General features: G+C 37.0%; 18 protein-coding genes and 1 pseudogene. 15 read left to right on the top strand and 4 right to left on the bottom strand.

Annotated features, from left to right (window positions below; translation table 11 throughout):
- Positions 1-9: 9 nt before the first annotated feature.
- The 3 genes from hsrA to plsY all read right to left on the bottom strand — a co-directional run bounded on the left by hsrA (position 10) and on the right by plsY (position 1,726).
- Positions 10-681: a homeostatic response regulator transcription factor HsrA gene (hsrA, locus tag MNY27_RS09205; RefSeq protein ID WP_152184744.1), complete on the bottom strand. Its 672-nt coding sequence runs from the start codon at positions 679-681 to the stop codon at positions 10-12.
- 100 nt (positions 682-781) lie between these two features.
- Positions 782-1,111 (bottom strand): dihydroneopterin aldolase, encoded by a 330-nt coding sequence (locus MNY27_RS09200; RefSeq protein ID WP_152184745.1) that lies wholly within the window; start codon positions 1,109-1,111, stop codon positions 782-784.
- Positions 1,112-1,726, bottom strand: coding sequence for a glycerol-3-phosphate 1-O-acyltransferase PlsY (gene plsY, locus MNY27_RS09195; protein WP_152184746.1), 615 nt, complete (start codon positions 1,724-1,726; stop codon positions 1,112-1,114).
- A 95-nt stretch (positions 1,727-1,821) separates the two neighbouring features.
- On the opposite strand from plsY, the gene nadA reads away from it, so the two are divergent.
- The 14 genes from nadA to ubiE all read left to right on the top strand — a co-directional run bounded on the left by nadA (position 1,822) and on the right by ubiE (position 14,486).
- On the top strand, positions 1,822-2,823 hold the full coding sequence (gene nadA, locus MNY27_RS09190; RefSeq protein WP_152184747.1) for a quinolinate synthase NadA: 1,002 nt from the start codon (positions 1,822-1,824) through the stop codon (positions 2,821-2,823).
- The gene (gene nadC, locus MNY27_RS09185; protein WP_152184748.1) at positions 2,820-3,635 is read left to right on the top strand and encodes a carboxylating nicotinate-nucleotide diphosphorylase; all 816 of its coding nucleotides are present in this window, start codon (positions 2,820-2,822) and stop codon (positions 3,633-3,635) included. Before nadA ends, nadC begins: the two co-directional genes overlap by 4 nt.
- Before the next feature lie 16 nt (positions 3,636-3,651).
- Complete coding sequence (gene flhB, locus MNY27_RS09180) at positions 3,652-4,704, top strand: flagellar biosynthesis protein FlhB (protein ID WP_346392194.1); 1,053 nt, start codon at positions 3,652-3,654, stop codon at positions 4,702-4,704.
- 37 nt (positions 4,705-4,741) lie between these two features.
- Positions 4,742-5,407, top strand: a complete 666-nt coding sequence (locus MNY27_RS09175; protein ID WP_152184750.1) for a hypothetical protein — start codon at positions 4,742-4,744, stop codon at positions 5,405-5,407.
- Between the two features lies 1 nt (position 5,408).
- Positions 5,409-6,779, top strand: coding sequence for a M23 family metallopeptidase (locus MNY27_RS09170; protein WP_152184751.1), 1,371 nt, complete (start codon positions 5,409-5,411; stop codon positions 6,777-6,779).
- Between the two features lie 9 nt (positions 6,780-6,788).
- Positions 6,789-7,673, top strand: coding sequence for a UDP-3-O-acyl-N-acetylglucosamine deacetylase (lpxC, locus tag MNY27_RS09165; RefSeq protein WP_152184752.1), 885 nt, complete (start codon positions 6,789-6,791; stop codon positions 7,671-7,673).
- Positions 7,666-8,127: a hypothetical protein gene (locus MNY27_RS09160; protein WP_152184753.1), complete on the top strand. Its 462-nt coding sequence runs from the start codon at positions 7,666-7,668 to the stop codon at positions 8,125-8,127. The genes lpxC and MNY27_RS09160 overlap by 8 nt, the downstream gene beginning before the upstream one ends.
- A 10-nt stretch (positions 8,128-8,137) precedes the next feature.
- Positions 8,138-9,019, top strand: coding sequence for a homoserine kinase (thrB, locus tag MNY27_RS09155; RefSeq protein ID WP_152184754.1), 882 nt, complete (start codon positions 8,138-8,140; stop codon positions 9,017-9,019).
- Positions 9,020-9,118: 99 nt separating this feature from the next.
- Positions 9,119-9,313 (top strand): hypothetical protein, encoded by a 195-nt coding sequence (locus tag MNY27_RS09150; protein ID WP_246153863.1) that lies wholly within the window; start codon positions 9,119-9,121, stop codon positions 9,311-9,313.
- Positions 9,297-11,933, top strand: coding sequence for a translation initiation factor IF-2 (infB, locus tag MNY27_RS09145; protein ID WP_152184756.1), 2,637 nt, complete (start codon positions 9,297-9,299; stop codon positions 11,931-11,933). The genes MNY27_RS09150 and infB overlap by 17 nt, the downstream gene beginning before the upstream one ends.
- 1 nt (position 11,934) lies before the next feature.
- Complete coding sequence (gene rbfA, locus MNY27_RS09140) at positions 11,935-12,297, top strand: 30S ribosome-binding factor RbfA (protein ID WP_152184757.1); 363 nt, start codon at positions 11,935-11,937, stop codon at positions 12,295-12,297.
- The gene (locus tag MNY27_RS09135) at positions 12,294-12,743 is read left to right on the top strand and encodes a ribosome maturation factor (protein ID WP_152184758.1); all 450 of its coding nucleotides are present in this window, start codon (positions 12,294-12,296) and stop codon (positions 12,741-12,743) included. The genes rbfA and MNY27_RS09135 overlap by 4 nt, the downstream gene beginning before the upstream one ends.
- Positions 12,737-13,747, top strand: coding sequence for a bifunctional diaminohydroxyphosphoribosylaminopyrimidine deaminase/5-amino-6-(5-phosphoribosylamino)uracil reductase RibD (gene ribD / locus MNY27_RS09130; protein ID WP_152184759.1), 1,011 nt, complete (start codon positions 12,737-12,739; stop codon positions 13,745-13,747). Before MNY27_RS09135 ends, ribD begins: the two co-directional genes overlap by 7 nt.
- Positions 13,748-13,751: 4 nt before the next feature.
- A complete protein-coding gene (gene ubiE, locus MNY27_RS09125; protein ID WP_152184760.1) occupies positions 13,752-14,486 on the top strand; it encodes a bifunctional demethylmenaquinone methyltransferase/2-methoxy-6-polyprenyl-1,4-benzoquinol methylase UbiE in 735 nt (244 codons plus the stop codon).
- A gap of 35 nt (positions 14,487-14,521) precedes the next feature.
- On the opposite strand, the pseudogene MNY27_RS09120 reads toward ubiE, so the two are convergent.
- Positions 14,522-14,779: pseudogene (locus MNY27_RS09120) on the bottom strand (helix-turn-helix transcriptional regulator).
- A gap of 122 nt (positions 14,780-14,901) precedes the next feature.
- On the opposite strand from MNY27_RS09120, the gene MNY27_RS09115 reads away from it, so the two are divergent.
- The gene (locus MNY27_RS09115; protein ID WP_152184761.1) at positions 14,902-15,102 is read left to right on the top strand and encodes a hypothetical protein; all 201 of its coding nucleotides are present in this window, start codon (positions 14,902-14,904) and stop codon (positions 15,100-15,102) included.
- Positions 15,103-15,218 lie beyond the last annotated feature (116 nt).

Raw genomic sequence — 15,218 nt, 5'->3', positions numbered from 1 at the left:
TTCTTTGGATTAAACTTCTTTAGGGAAGCAGAAGCGATATCCACGACGACGAACAGTCTCGATCGTTGTGATAGAGAGTGGTTTGTCCATTTTTTGTCTAATCTGGTTGATTGCTACCTCAATTACATTTGGAGTAACAAGCTCTGGCTCTTCCCAGATAGCATCAAGAAGTTGCTCTTTTGAAACAATTTGATCACGGTGACGAGCAAGGTGCGTAAGTACTTCAAAAGGTTTTCCTTTGAGTTCAATTTCTGTCTCTTTGTAAGTGATCTTTTCTTCTTCAGGGTTGATTGTTAAATCTTCAATTTCGATGATATTACTTCCACCAAAACGTAAACGTGCTTCAATACGAGCAACCAGTACATCAAAATCAAACGGTTTTCTGATGTAATCATCAGCACCGGCACGAAGTGCTTCGATTTCACTCTCATTATCATCTCTAGCTGAAAGAACAACAACAACAGTTTTAGGAGTATTTGCTTTGATATCACCAATGATATCTACTGAATTTCCATCTGGAAGCATCCAGTCCATAAGAACTAAATCGTAGTTACGGATGTCAAGGTAATACTCACCATCTTTTAGTGTTTCAACAACATCGCTTTGGTAACCAAACTCTTTTAGTCCCTCTGCAAGCATTTTATTTAATGTTACTTCATCTTCTATAATAAGAATACGCATTCATTATTTCCTATTTCTAATATTTTGGCGGAATTGTATCATAATTTTAGGTTACTTTAAAGTTTTTTTCAATTTTTTTTAAAAAAAAATGAAGTTTGGATTAAGAATCAAATAGATACTGTTCCTCTACAGATACCCTACAGTTGGGAAGTATAGAGGGTTTTGTTATTTTTAGATGAAGGGTGTTGATCTTTGAAAAATTTTCTTTGAGTAATTGTGATAAGTCTTCTAAAGCATCTTCTATTAAAAGATATTTTTTATTTTTCATTGCAGTTTTTATAAACTCTGTAACATCTGCATAGTTTATAAAATCATTTTTATATTTGTAATCTATAGTGAGATTGATGATAACATCCTGCTCTTTTTCTCTTTCAAAATCTAAAATTCCTATAATGCATTGGAACTTTAGATCTTCTATGGAGATTTTCATCTAGATAACTCTTTTTTCTTCGCCTTTGATAACACGAATGATATTTGGTATATGTTTGTAAAAAAGAATAAATACAATAAAGACAACCGGTGCGTGAGCCATCTGGGGATGAATGATAAAACTTGATATAAGAAGTGCCAGAACACCTGTCAATGATGATACAGAAGAGATGCGGAGAGTCTTTGCCATAATGCCCCAGACAACAAGTGCTATCATTGTCTCGTAAGGGAGCATAAACATCATAACACCCATACCTGTTGCAATGCCTTTACCACCTTCAAGACCTAGATAAGGCGAGAAGCAGTGTCCAAGAACAGCTAAAACAGCAATTGCCCAAAGAACAGACTCATCAAGTCCCATGAAATAAGCTACTGCTAAGACTACGACGCCTTTTATAGCATCAAGTGCAAGTGTCGCAATACCCAGTTTTTTGGCAAGGGAGGGGTCACGCTCTTTGACAACACGCAGTACATTTGTAGCACCAATACTTCCGCTTCCTGCAGATTTGACATCTACACCGGCAAATTTTTTCGCTAGTAAAAGACCAAATGGAATACCTCCGATGAGATATGCTGCAATATAGAATTGCACATTGAGATTAAATAAAAAATCCATAAATTACCTTAAATTATTTTTGTTATGACATTCTACCCTCACTATGCTAAATATATTTTGATATAATTGCATCAATATCAAAAGAGGATACCTTTTTGAACTATACAAATGAAGAATTAAGAAAAAAAATTGATGAACTTAAAGAGAAGTTAAGTGTGACAGTTGTTGCACACTTTTATCAACGTGACGAAGTTTTTGAAATTGCTGATATTACCGGTGATTCACTTGAACTTGCTATGAAAACAAAAGCAGATAAGAGTGAGTTTGTACTCTTTTGCGGTGTTGGTTTTATGGGGCAGAGTGTAAAAGTACTCTCTCCTGAGAAGCGTGTAGTGATGCCAAAAGTAGCCTGCTGTGCAATGGCGAGTATGATTACAGATCTGCAGTATGATGAGGCAGTGAAGTTTTTAAATGACAATGGCATAGCAAATGAAAACATTTTACCTATCACCTATATTAACTCCGGTGCAGATGTAAAAGCGAAAGTCGGTGAAATGGGCGGTATGGTTTGTACAAGCTCCAATGCAAAAAAAATCATCACAAAAGCTTTGGGTGAAGGCAAAAAGATTCTTTTTGTACCTGATAGATGTTTGGGACAAAATATAGCAAATCAGATGGGACTGGAGTCTATGGTAATCGGTCTTGATAAAAAAGACCCAAAAGAGTGTGATATTATCTGTTATGACGGTTTTTGTTCTGTTCACCAGCTTTTTACACTGGATGATATCAAGTTTTACAGAAAAAAATATCCGGGTATTAAAATAGTAACACACCCGGAGTGCGACCCTGCTATCTGTGATGCATCTGACTTTGTCGGTTCGACTTCTCAGCTTATCAAGTATATTACAGAGTTACCTGAAGATCAAAAAGTAGCAGTAGGAACGGAGTTTAATCTTGTTAATCGCCTGCGCCCTAAAAATACCTATGTGCTCAGTTCAACAAAACCGGAGTGTCCGACAATGAATGAGACTACTTTAGAGGATGTATATCTTACACTGAAAGCAATTGATGACGGTGAGCCAATCAACGAGATACATATAGATCCAAAAACACAAAAGTGGGCGAAAATAGCATTAGAGAGAATGTTAGAACTATGATAGAGACATTTGTAAAAGAGGCACTTGCCGAAGACGTCGGACGCGGAGATTTATATGCTCTTGTTGAGAGTGCAGTCCCATCTTCGGCAAAAATCATTGCAAAAAGTAATGGTGTACTTGCCGGACAAAAATATGTAGATGTCTTGTGTGAATTACAAAAAATAGAAGTCAAATGGCTAAAAAATGATAAAGAGAGTTTTATCACAGGTGATGTTATAGCAGAGTTTCAAGCTCCCTCTCATACTATGCTTCGCTGCGAGCGTACTATTTTGGATATGTTACTGCATGCAAGTTCCATTGCAACACTGACTCGAAAGTACGTTGACATTATAAAACCCTATGGTACAAAACTGCTCGATACGAGAAAAACACGACCACTGCTTCGAGTCTTTGAAAAGTATGCTACCCGTTGCGGAGGAGCAGTAAATCATAGAATGGGACTTGATGACTCTTTGATGATAAAAGATACCCATCTTAAAACGATTGAAAATCTCAAAAGCTATATCCAAAAAGCACGTGAGGTTATCCCTTTTACTGCAAAGATTGAAGTGGAAGCTGAGACACTCTGGATTGCTAAAGAGGCGATGGAAGCAAAGTGTGATATTGTAATGTGTGATAATATGACGCCTGCCCAGATTGAAGAGGTTGTTGCCTTTAGAGATGAAAACTATCCGCATATTTTACTGGAAGCAAGTGGAAATATCTCACTTGAAACGATAGAATCGTATGCTAAGACAGGTGTTGATGCGATAAGTTCCGGTTCACTTATTCATCAGGCGAACTGGATTGATCTCTCGATGAAAATGGATTAAAGGTCAGGCATAAACAATGGCTGATGATCAGGAAAAGACAGAAGAACCCACCCCCAAGAAGATAGAGGATGCCCGTAAAGAAGGTAATGTCCCAAAATCTCAGGATGCTTCTGGGGTAGTGACACTCTTTGTTGCTATCTTAGCCTTTTTAATGCTTTTTCCTTTTATGGCAAAACATATGATTTTGCTCTTTCAATACTATTTTTCTCTTATAGGTTCTGAGATAGATAAAACCTCTATGATTGAAATTGCCCTAGTGACGATTCGAGAGTTTTTATTGATGGTGTTGCCTTTGGCAATAGCTGTTGCCATTGCTGGAGTTATTGCGGCTTTCGCACAGTTTGGGTTTCTTTTTACATCCAAGGCCATTATGCCGGACTTTAAAAAGATTGACCCTATTAAAGGAACCAAAAACCTCTTCTCAGTTAAAAAAATGATAGAGGGTATAAAGGTTACTTTTAAATCTTTTACAACTCTTGGTATCGGTTTTATCTTCTTCTTTTACTTTATTACAGAACTTCCTACAGTTGCTCTTTTTGGCTTGCATGACCAGCTTATCTGGTTAAAAGACAAGATGATAGTTATCGCTTCGGTAATGCTCTTTATCATTTTCATTTTTGCCATTATTGATGTTATTATTGTTAGAAAGCAGTATTTTGACGGTCTAAAAATGTCCAAACAAGAGATAAAAGATGAGATGAAAAACATGGAGGGAGACCCGCTTATCAAGTCAAAAATCCGCCAAATTCAGATGGAAGCCTCACGCAAGCGGATGATGGCTGAAGTTCCCAATGCAGATGTGGTTATCACCAACCCGACACATTATGCCGTTGCTATCAAATATGATGCCGAAAAGTCACACGCGCCAATTGTTATTGCCAAGGGTATGGATAACATTGCTCAAAAGATTAAAAAAATAGCACGTGAAAATCATGTGCATATCGTACAAAATCCACCGTTGGCACGTTCACTTTACAATGAAGTTGAGGTTGACAAACCAATCCCCGAAACACTATTTGCAGCTGTTGCGGAGGTACTGGCTTACGTTTACAAGATGAATAAAAAATAGTATATAATTTTGCCATATCTTAAAAAGCAGAGAACTATTGATACCATTACAAGAGCTGGAAAAATCAAAACATATCGTCATAGAGAGTCATAAAAACAACTTTCCACAGGCTAGTGTTTTATACTCGCTAATGCTCTTAAAACATAAAAAAGTCTCCCTTTTTGCAAAAGAAGAAGAGAAGCAATATGCTTTTTTGCCATGGTATGAAAAACTCCGTAGAAATGAACCTGCTTCTGCCGACTTAAAAATAAGTGCAGATATGAACATTTTGGAGTTGTATACATTTTTGCAAAAACATGAAATAAAGATAAATGCAAAGATGGCAACAGCACTCTATGCAGGATTTTTAAAGCGGTATGATAATTTTTTAAGCCCTGATTGTAATGGCATGCTTTTTGCTGTTTTAAGTGAACTGATTAATCTAGGTGCAGATCATCAATTATGTGTGAATGAACTGACACGAAAAGTGCTCTTAAGCAGTGTGCGGTTGAAGTCCATAATATTTAAAAAAGTTCTTTTGAAAAAAAATGCACGGCTTGCGACTGTGCGTTTATGTGAAGAGGATTTTGCATCAAGTGGTGCTACGTGGAGTGATGTTTATGATATTGCTAAAGAGCTTTTAAACCTAGTACATGTTCAAGAGGTAGAAGTCACTAAGAGTGATGAAAAAGATAAAATAATAAAGTTAAGTAAGGAAGTTTGATTTGAGAAGAAGAAAGAGTAACTCTTCATTTGGTGTTTTATTTGTATTTGTTTTAATTGTGGCAGCGGCACTATATGTCTATTTTTCAGCAACGTTTGAGAGAAATGCTCCAGCAATTACTTTACAAAACAGTAATGGCTACTGGAATCTGAAAAAACCTTTGAAGGTAAAAATCAGTGATGCCAGTGGTATTCAATCGTATAAGATTGTCATGCATACGAAAGATGGTGATAAAACACTGCAGTATGAACAATTTTTAACTCCCGAAAAAGAGTTAATCCTTGAAGTAGAACCACCTCGTGGTTCGTATACGATGAAAGACAAAGAGATTAAATTGCTTGTGCAGGCACAAGATATCAGTAAATGGAACTTCTTAAAAGGAAACCTTGCACAGCAGTCGTTTAAACTTAAAATCGATAAAAAAAGACCAAGAGTAAGTATTGTCAGTAACTCCTATAAAATTTCTCGCGGTGGTTCTGCACTTGTTGTTTTTAGAGTAGAGGATGAAAATATTGATGATATCTATATACTCTCAAACCATAACAAACACTTTAAAGCACAGCCGTTTTATAAAGAGGGGTATTATATTGCCCTTTTAGCATGGCCTGTAAAAGACAGTGGGTTTAAAGCAACAGTCATTGCAACAGATTTTGCCGGAAATGTGGCAAAATCCTATGTGCCTTTGTATCTGAAAAACAAAGAGTACAGACTCTCACGCATAACACTCTCTGACAAGTTTTTAAAAGGGAAGATTTATGAGCTTTCAGAAGAGTTTGAAGAGACACAGGGAGTGGATAATAAACTTGAGCAGTTTAAAATTATCAATGAAGATGTACGTGAGAAAAATGAAAAGCTCATCCATAAAATAACTTCAGTTGTCCCTGATGAGATGATAAGTGATTTTAAAATCAAAAAGATGTATCCATTGAAAAACGGGCAGGTCGTTGCTTATTTTGGAGACCATAGAAAGTATTATTATAAAGGCAAGTTTGTCAGTGAAGCATATCACTTGGGGCTTGATATGGCCTCACATGCCATGGCACCGATCAAGACACAAAACGGTGGGAAGGTTGTCTATGCAGACTTTAACGGACTCTATGGAAATATGCCAATACTCTCTCATGGTTTAGGCCTTTATACCCTCTATGGACATTGCTCGAATGTTGATGTGACACTGGATGAAGATGTACCACCAAATTCTAAAATTGCTACAACCGGTAAAAGTGGTTATGCAATGGGAGACCATTTGCATTTTGGTGTTTTGGTACAGGGAATCGAAGTGCGTCCACAGGAGTGGATGGATAAACAGTGGATAAAACTCAATATTAGTGATATAATTAAAAACGCTAAAAAGATTATTGACGAACAATAGGAAAATATTATGTATCAAACTACTATACAAAAGAGTGCAGAACTTGTCGGAATTGGCTTACACAAAGGTTCACCTGTGAAACTAAGACTCGAACCTTTAGAAGCAAACAGCGGTATTGTCTTTTACCGCTCTGATGTTGATGTATCTATTCCTCTGCTTCCTGAGAATGTGGTTGATACAAAAATGGCAACGGTCATCGGAAAAAACGGGCATGTAATCTCTACGATTGAGCACTTGCTCTCTGCTGTCTATGCTTACGGTATTGATAATCTCAAGATCATCGTTGATGCGGATGAGGTACCAGTAATGGATGGTAGCAGTGCGAGTTACTGTATGCTTTTAGATGAAGCGGGCATTGCTGAATTGGATGCTCCTAAAAAGATTATGCGCATCAAAAAAGAGGTGAAGGTAAAAGAAGGAGAAAAGTATGTAAAACTCTCTCCTTCACCTGATTTAAACTATGATTTTACGATTAAATTTCCTCACCCTGTGATTCAAGAGCAGGCCTATGTATTGCATTTTACAAAAGAGAGTTATAAAAAAGAGATAGCACGTGCACGTACGTTTGGATTTTTGCATGAAGTGCAGTATCTGCGTTCCAAAGGACTTGCCCTTGGCGGTTCACTTGAAAATGCCATTGTTTTGGATGAAAAAAAGATTCTAAATCCTGAAGGACTTCGTTTTCCTGATGAATTTGTGCGTCATAAGATTTTAGATGCTATTGGTGATATGAGCCTTATTGGGATGAACTTTATTGGAAACTATGAAGCATTGGCAGGCAGCCATGATTTAAATCATAAACTGACATTGGCACTTTTAGAAGATGCTGAAAACTATGAAGTGGTTGAAGTTGTCGGTGAAAAAATGAGAGAGTTAGAAAAAGCGTATGCCTAAAAAAGTAGATGTTCTACTCATTACGCTCACTTCTCCAATACTCGTTGGTATTTACGAAGATAACAAGCTTATTGAGACGATAAAATCTGATGAAAAAAGCTCTGATGTTCTGCCACTGATTTTTCAAGACCTTTTAAAAAAATATGATATTCAAAATCTTTTTTATGCCAATGGACCGGGAAGTTTTATGGCAATCAAAGTTGCCTACATCTTTTTAAAGTCACTCTCTGTACTTAAAAAGATTCCGCTTTACGCACGTGATGCTTTTTATTTTAATGAAAATCAACCGATAAAAGCGATAGGAAAGCTATGTTTTGTTAAAATCGCTTCTAAAATAGAAACTCAGAAGTTCGAAACAGTTCCAAAGACAGAGTTTAAATTACCTGATGAACTGGATTATAACGAGTTTAGTACAAACGCAACACCACTCTATGAAATAGGTGCTGTTGGATAGGAAAATATCAGTGACAATAAGTGTACCCGCTACTTCTGCAAACTTAGGACCAGGTTTTGATACTTTGGGTCTTGCAGTTGATCTTCGTAACCGTGTGGAGTTTCATCCATCAAAATTTTTCAGTGTCAGTATCAAAGGTGAAGGGGAGAATAACCCAAGATTAAAAGGAAACAATCTTTTTATCTCAATCTTTAACGAACACTATTCGCGTCTTACAAAGAAAAAACAGAATTTTAAGTTTACATTTTACAATCAGATTCCGATGTCACGTGGACTTGGAAGCTCTTCTGCTGTTATTGTCTCTGCTATTGCTTCAGCTCATGAAGCTGCAGGTATAAGAGTAAGTAAACGTCGAATACTCAATCATGCACTTGTTTATGAACCGCATCCTGATAATATCACTCCAGCCGTTATGGGTGGATTTAATGTCGCTACAATTGAAAAAAACAAAGTCTTTTCGCAAAAAAAACATTTGCCAGAGTACCTTAAAGCAGTAGTAGTCATTCCAAATAAACAGATGAACACAGCAAAATCCCGTACAATTTTGCCAAAATCATATTCAAAAGAGAATGCAATCTATAATCTCTCTCACGCAGCACTGACAGTTGCCGCATTTTTTAATGAAGATTGGGAAATGTTAAAGTTGGCAGCACAAGACAGGTTCCATCAAAAAGCAAGAATGAAAACATTGCCGGAACTTTTTTCTGTACAAAAAGTAGCTTATGAGAGTGGTGCTTTAATGAGTACACTCTCTGGAAGTGGATCTACTTTCTTCTCACTTGTATATGATGATGATTCTGCTATGATTGCTAACAGAATGAAGCAGAAATTTCCTGATTTTGGAGTAAAAATTTTGGATTTTGACAATAATGGTCTTATTATAGAGCGATAAGCCTATTAAATAAAGTAAGATTTAGATATAATGGCGAAAAAATTTCATCAACCAACAAGGATGTGCCTCTCCTGCAGAGAAAGAAATGAACAGCAAAATTTGTTAAGACTGCAGTGTAAAGATGGAGAGATAAGTTCGTTTAACGGAGTTGGGCGAAGTTTTTATTTATGTCAAGATTGTCTCAAAGAGGATAAAAAAATTATCCGTGCACTCATGCGAGAGTGTAGAGGTGGAGATAAAGATAAACATATGAACAAACTAAAGGAGATCATCACTGATGACAGAAAAAGTTAGAGTACACGAGATTGCAAAAGAGCTTGGAATTGCTTCTAAGGATGTATTGGAAAAAGCAAAAAAAATGGGTCTAGACGTAAAATCTGCACAAAGTGTAGTGACTATGGAACAGGCTGAAAATATTGCCAATTACATTATTAATGGAGAGCCAGCTGTAACTGAGCCGGCAAAACCAGTTAAAAAAGAGAGCAAAGAAGCAAAAAGTGATACTCCTAAAGAAGAAGCTCCTGCGAAAAAAGAGACAAAGAAAGAGACAAAAGCCAAAGAAGTAAAAAAAGAGACAGCTTCAGAAGCAAAAAAAGAAGAAACAAAAACGCCTGTAGAAAAAACAGCTGAGAAAAAAGACGAAAAAAGTGAGACTCCTAAAGCGAAAGAAGCAGTAAAAGAGGAATCAAAAAGTAATCTAAAAGTTGTTCAACCTTCAGTTCGTCCTGCTATTAAAAAGTCAGGCCTTAAAATAGTTAAGAAGAAAAAACCAAAAGAGGAAGAGGTTTACTCTGCACCAGCTAAGTCTTCAGGAAGTGTATCTTCATATGGTAAAATGTCTCAAGAAGCACTTGAAGAGTTGGCAAAGAAGAAAAAAACAGTTAAAAAAGAGGCACCAGCACCAAAAAAAGATCAGGGTGTAAAACTTGATATATTTGGTGGTTCACTTGCAGAAGTGACAATGGATATGGATGATCAGGTTGTATTACTTGACTTAAATGCGACAGAGCGTGCTCAAATTGTTGTTGAAGAGCCTAGAAAACCAAGAACGCCAAAGCCAGTAGGTAGAAATGCAAATAAGAAGCAAGCACCTCGCGGTAGAAAGGTTGCTCGTGACAAACGTAAGAAATATACAAAAGAGAAACCTGTTGATGAAGTAGTAACGCATGTTGAGATTCCTGAAGATATTCGTGTTTATGAGTTCGCAGAAAAACTAAAACGCCCAATGTCTGACATTATCAAAGTCCTTTTTGACCTTGGTATGATGATGACGAAAAATGACTTCTTAGGTGCTGATGAGATAGAGATTCTTTCAGAAGAGTTTGGTGTTGAAGTAACTATTATTGATCCTAAAGATGAATTTAACTATGTTGAAGAGGCAAAACCTGATGAAGACCCAGATGCAGTTGAACGTCCACCGGTAATTACAATCATGGGGCATGTTGACCATGGTAAAACATCACTTCTTGATGCAATTCGTAATGCAAAAGTAACAGAGGGCGAAGCAGGTGGTATTACACAGCATATTGGTGCTTACACAGTAAACCAAAATGGTAAAGACATTACATTTATCGATACTCCGGGTCACGCAGCATTCTCAAATATGCGTCAACGTGGTACGGATATTACAGATATTGTTATTATCGTTGTTGCGGCAGATGATGGTGTAAAACCACAAACGCTTGAAGTTATCAAGCTTGCTAAAGAGTCTGGTAAGCCAATCATCGTAGCACTGAACAAAATGGATAAAGAGACTGCAAATCCTGACCTTGTGAAAGGTCAAATGGCAGAGCAGGGAATCAATCCTGTTGACTGGGGTGGAGATATTGAATTTGTTCCGCTTTCTGCAAAAACAGGAATGGGGATTGATGAACTCTTAGAGAACATTCTTTTAACTGCAGAGGTTATGGAGCTTAAAGCAAATCCTAATGCAAAAGCAAAAGCAGCAGTTGTTGAGTCTTCACTTGAAAAAGGTCGTGGACCGGTTGCTACAGTAATCGTTCAAAACGGTACGCTCAAAGTTGGAGATCATGTTGTCTGTGGTGCCGCTTATGGACGTGTGAAAGCTCTTATCAATGATATGGGTAAAAACATTAAAGCTGTAAGTCCGTCACATACAGCCGTAACAGTAGGGCTTAATGAAGTACCACCTGCAGGTGAGATACTGATGGCAATGGACAGTGATAAAGAGGCTAAAGAGTATGCACTTAAACGTAAAGAGTATGAGCGTCATAAAGAGCTCTCTAAATCTACGAAGTCATCTTTAGAAGATATGACAGCGATGATCGCAGAAGGAAAACTCAAATCACTGAAAGTTGTACTCAAAACTGATGTTCACGGTTCACTTGAGGCTATCAAATCAAGTCTTTCAGAACTTAGAAATGATGAAGTGAAAATTGATATCATCTCTAGTGGTGTTGGTGGAATTACAGAAAGTGATGTTGAACTCGTTGCAAACTCTGAAAACTGTGTACTTCTTGGATTCAATGTTCGTCCAACTGGTTCAGTAAAAGCACTGGCAAAACAGAGAAATGTGGATATCAGAACATACTCTATTATCTATCAGCTTCTTGATGATATGACAATGATGCTTACAGGTATGATGGCACCGAAATGGACAGAAGAACAGACTGGTCAAGCTGAAGTACGTGATGTATTTAAATCACCTGCCGGTATGGTTGCTGGATGTGTTGTTGTGGATGGTAAACTTATCCGTGGTGGACTTGTTCGTGTTATCCGTGAGGGCGTTGTCGCATTTGAAGGTGAACTTGTATCACTCAGACGTTTCAAAGATGATGTACAAGAAGTTGGAAATGGTTATGAGTGTGGTGTTATCATCTCTAACTATGAAGATGTACAAGTCGGTGATGTAATCGAGACATTCAAAAAAGTAGAGCAAAAAGTATCACTTTAAGATGACAGAAGCACAAATAAAGCTAAAGAGAACAGAGTCTCTCTTAGCTGAGATCATTCCAGAAGCACTTTCACAACTCAATGATGCACGCTTGCATGAACTGAATGTTATTGAAGTAAAGTGCTCTCGTGGTAGAAGTGATGCAAAGGTCTATATTGACCCAAGCAATTTTAGTGAAGAAGAACGCCGTGTTTATATGAAACAGCTTCGTAAAGCACGTCCTATCATCGAAGATTTTTGTCTCAAAGATCAGGGTTGGTACAGATGTCCAAAACTTACATTTGAGTTTGATGAGCAGCTCAAAAAATCACAAACGATTGAAGAGCTTTTTAAAAAGATAGTAAAAAAAGAGGAAGAGCAATGAGTCTGCAAAGTGATATAGAGTCTGTTGTAAAATCAGTTGGCTTAGAGCTTTATGATACGGTAATTGTTAACGAGTTTGACGAGACGATCTTTCGTGTGAGCGTAATATCACCTGAATTTGAAGATGGCAAACGTAAAAGTGTTAATTTGGATGCATATGTAGAGCTCACGCACCTTCTTTCTCCACTTTTAGATGTTACACCACCTGTTTCAGGGGAGTATAGACTTGAGGTCGGTAGTCCGGGAATAGAGAGAAAGCTCACAACGCTTGACCATTTTAAAAAGTCAATCGGTGAAGATATTGCCATTGTATATGGTGAAAAAGAGAAGCTTCGTGCAAAACTCAAAGAGGTCAATGGCAATACCTTAGTCTTTGAAAATGAAGAGGGTGCAACTGAAGTTGATTTCAATGATGTCAAAAAAGCAAAAACTTACTTTGAATGGTAATCGATAACGACTTTTTTATGCGACTTGCCTTGGCAGAGGCTTGGAAGTATCAGGGGCTAACATACCCAAACCCTGCCGTTGGATGCTGTGTTGTCGGGGAGCATGGAGAAATCTTAGCTGTTGAAGCACACCACAAAGCAGGTGCGCCTCACGCAGAGGTAAATGCTCTCAAACTTGCCTATTACAAACTTACAGATGACAGCTATATTTTGGCACTTACAGACTCTACAGATATTCATACTCACCTTTTAAGCAATCATAACGGTATTTTTGAAAATGTAAAACTCTATACAACGTTAGAACCATGTTCACACTATGGCAAAACTCCCTCTTGTGCAAATCTCATTGCGGAACTTGGCATCAAAGAGGTCTATGTCGGCTCAAATGACAGAAACAAAAAAGCGGCAAATGGAAGTATGATACTCTCGATGAATAATTGCATGGTTTACAGTGAAATTTTAAAAAAAGAGTGTGATGCATTGCTTTATCCCTTTCAAAAATCTCTTGAGAATAACTTTGTCGTTTTTAAATGGGCACAGCGACTCAATGGAACAACAGATGGTGGTATAATCAGTTCTGAGAACTCACGCAAGCAGGTGCATGCTATGCGTGATGCATGTGATTTATTAGTTATCGGTGGTGGAACTGTACGTGAGGATAGACCAACACTTGATGCAAGGTTAGTCAATGGGAAAGCTCCGGATATTTTAATACTCTCACGCTCTAAAGAGTTTGACAGGACTATTCCTCTTTTTAATGTAGAGGGACGAGAAGTTTTTATAGAAGATAATTTAGAAAAAATCAAAGCGTACAAAAATATTATGATAGAGGGTGGCAGTAAAATGTATGCACTTACTCGTGATATTGTTGATTACTATCTTTGTTATATTGCCCTCTCTCTCGGTGGAAAAGAGTCCATAGCGTTTGGTGAAGATGATTTTGAGTTTTTAAATGTGGATAAAGAGAGCGAAGATATAATTATATGGATGAAAAGAAGGAAATAAATTTATGAGTATTTTAGAACAAGAGGGTGATGTAAAACAGGAAAAAATTGTCTCTATGTTTGATGATATTGCACCAACATACGATACAGCAAATCGTGTTATGAGCATGGGTGTTGACATCTCTTGGCGCAAAAAGGCCTGTGATTTGTCATTTGATTACTATGGCAAACAAAGTATTGACAAGATTGTCGATGTTGCTTGTGGAACTGGTGATATGATGGGTTATTGGCAAAAACAGGCACAAAAAGCTGGTGTTGCAATTACTGAATTTGTCGGTGTTGACCCATCCAATGGAATGGTGGATGTAGCTAGAAAAAAGTTTCCAGATTTTCATTACCACATTGCAAAGGCGACAGAGATTCCTCTTGAGGATGCATCTGCTGATATACTTAGTATTACATATGGCATACGAAATGTAGTAGAACGTCAAGAGGCATTTTATGAGTTTAACCGTGTACTTAAAAAAGATGGGCTTGTAGTAATACTTGAATTTATGAAAGATGAAAACAAAAATATCCTCAAAAAGATTCGTGACTTTTATATGCATAAAATTCTTCCGTATGTAGGTGGAGCGATATCAAAAAACCTTGAAGCCTATACCTATCTTCCAGACTCGATAGAGAACTTTGTAACGATTCAGGGAATGCAAGCAGAGCTAGAGAAAGCTGGTTTTGAGATGCTGCATTCTCAAAGTTTTTCTATGGATATATCCACCTTGATGATCGCTCGTAAAAAATAATACTTCTATTAGAAGCAAGGTTTTAACCTTGCCATCTAACCAAATGTAATTAATTCACAAAGATCAACCTCTAAACATTTTTGCTATTTTATAGAGATGCTCCAAATTAAAATGTTTATTGTAACGGTTGTTTTCACAGTTTGAATAAAATACCACAGATTTTATACTAATATCCAAAGCCAAATCTAATTGTGTGAATTTACGGCTCTCCCGTAAAAACTTCACTTTTTTTGATATTTTTTTATAGGAATCACCTATTTCTTCATTTGTAGTATACTAAATTCATTTTTCATACTATTTATTATATAAAGTTAATTAATGTTTAAACTTTATAGGGATAGAATATGAAAGTCTTTATCCTATAGGATAATATTGTTTATTTATGGGCTAAAGAGAATCTATTAAAGGAAAAAGTATGAAAAAAAGTTTGGTGTTGGCAGGAATGCTTTGTGCAGGTTCTATGGTATCTGCTGCAAATGTTGATTATTTTGTAGCAGTTGGAGGAGGAAAAGGATATGAAACAGTAAAAGTAGATGTTTCAGGATCTTCAGTAAGTACGAGTGATAATGGTGGAGCATTTTCTGTTGATGCAGGTGTACTATTAAATGATATGTAGATACGCATCAACTTGGCCACCCGTACGCATTAACACTTGGCCACTTGAGTGCTAAAAAATATTCTTACGACATTGTAGCATAGGGTGGCCAAATAAATTACTGATTTGCAAGTAAT

It is taken from the genome of Sulfurimonas sp. NWX79, from assembly GCF_039667035.1.
Classification (GTDB): Bacteria; Campylobacterota; Campylobacteria; order Campylobacterales; family Sulfurimonadaceae; genus Sulfurimonas; species Sulfurimonas indica.
The sequence above is the reverse complement of the archived record's forward strand: the minus strand, read 5'-3'. Positions and strand labels throughout refer to the sequence as shown.

What these genes read in the sequence shown, in the direction of transcription:
- rbfA (WP_152184757.1), top strand. Translation starts at nt 11,935, where the DNA reads ATGACAGAAGCACAAATAAAGCTAAAGAGAACAGAGTCTCTCTTAGCT.
- hsrA (WP_152184744.1), bottom strand. Translation starts at nt 681, where the DNA reads ATGCGTATTCTTATTATAGAAGATGAAGTAACATTAAATAAAATGCTT.
- MNY27_RS09160 (WP_152184753.1), top strand. Translation starts at nt 7,666, where the DNA reads ATGCCTAAAAAAGTAGATGTTCTACTCATTACGCTCACTTCTCCAATA.
- ribD (WP_152184759.1), top strand. Translation starts at nt 12,737, where the DNA reads ATGGTAATCGATAACGACTTTTTTATGCGACTTGCCTTGGCAGAGGCT.
- plsY (WP_152184746.1), bottom strand. Translation starts at nt 1,726, where the DNA reads ATGGATTTTTTATTTAATCTCAATGTGCAATTCTATATTGCAGCATAT.
- nadC (WP_152184748.1), top strand. Translation starts at nt 2,820, where the DNA reads ATGATAGAGACATTTGTAAAAGAGGCACTTGCCGAAGACGTCGGACGC.
- ubiE (WP_152184760.1), top strand. Translation starts at nt 13,752, where the DNA reads ATGAGTATTTTAGAACAAGAGGGTGATGTAAAACAGGAAAAAATTGTC.
- lpxC (WP_152184752.1), top strand. Translation starts at nt 6,789, where the DNA reads ATGTATCAAACTACTATACAAAAGAGTGCAGAACTTGTCGGAATTGGC.
- MNY27_RS09115 (WP_152184761.1), top strand. Translation starts at nt 14,902, where the DNA reads ATGAAAAAAAGTTTGGTGTTGGCAGGAATGCTTTGTGCAGGTTCTATG.
- flhB (WP_346392194.1), top strand. Translation starts at nt 3,652, where the DNA reads ATGGCTGATGATCAGGAAAAGACAGAAGAACCCACCCCCAAGAAGATA.
- MNY27_RS09200 (WP_152184745.1), bottom strand. Translation starts at nt 1,111, where the DNA reads ATGAAAATCTCCATAGAAGATCTAAAGTTCCAATGCATTATAGGAATT.
- MNY27_RS09135 (WP_152184758.1), top strand. Translation starts at nt 12,294, where the DNA reads ATGAGTCTGCAAAGTGATATAGAGTCTGTTGTAAAATCAGTTGGCTTA.
- infB (WP_152184756.1), top strand. Translation starts at nt 9,297, where the DNA reads ATGACAGAAAAAGTTAGAGTACACGAGATTGCAAAAGAGCTTGGAATT.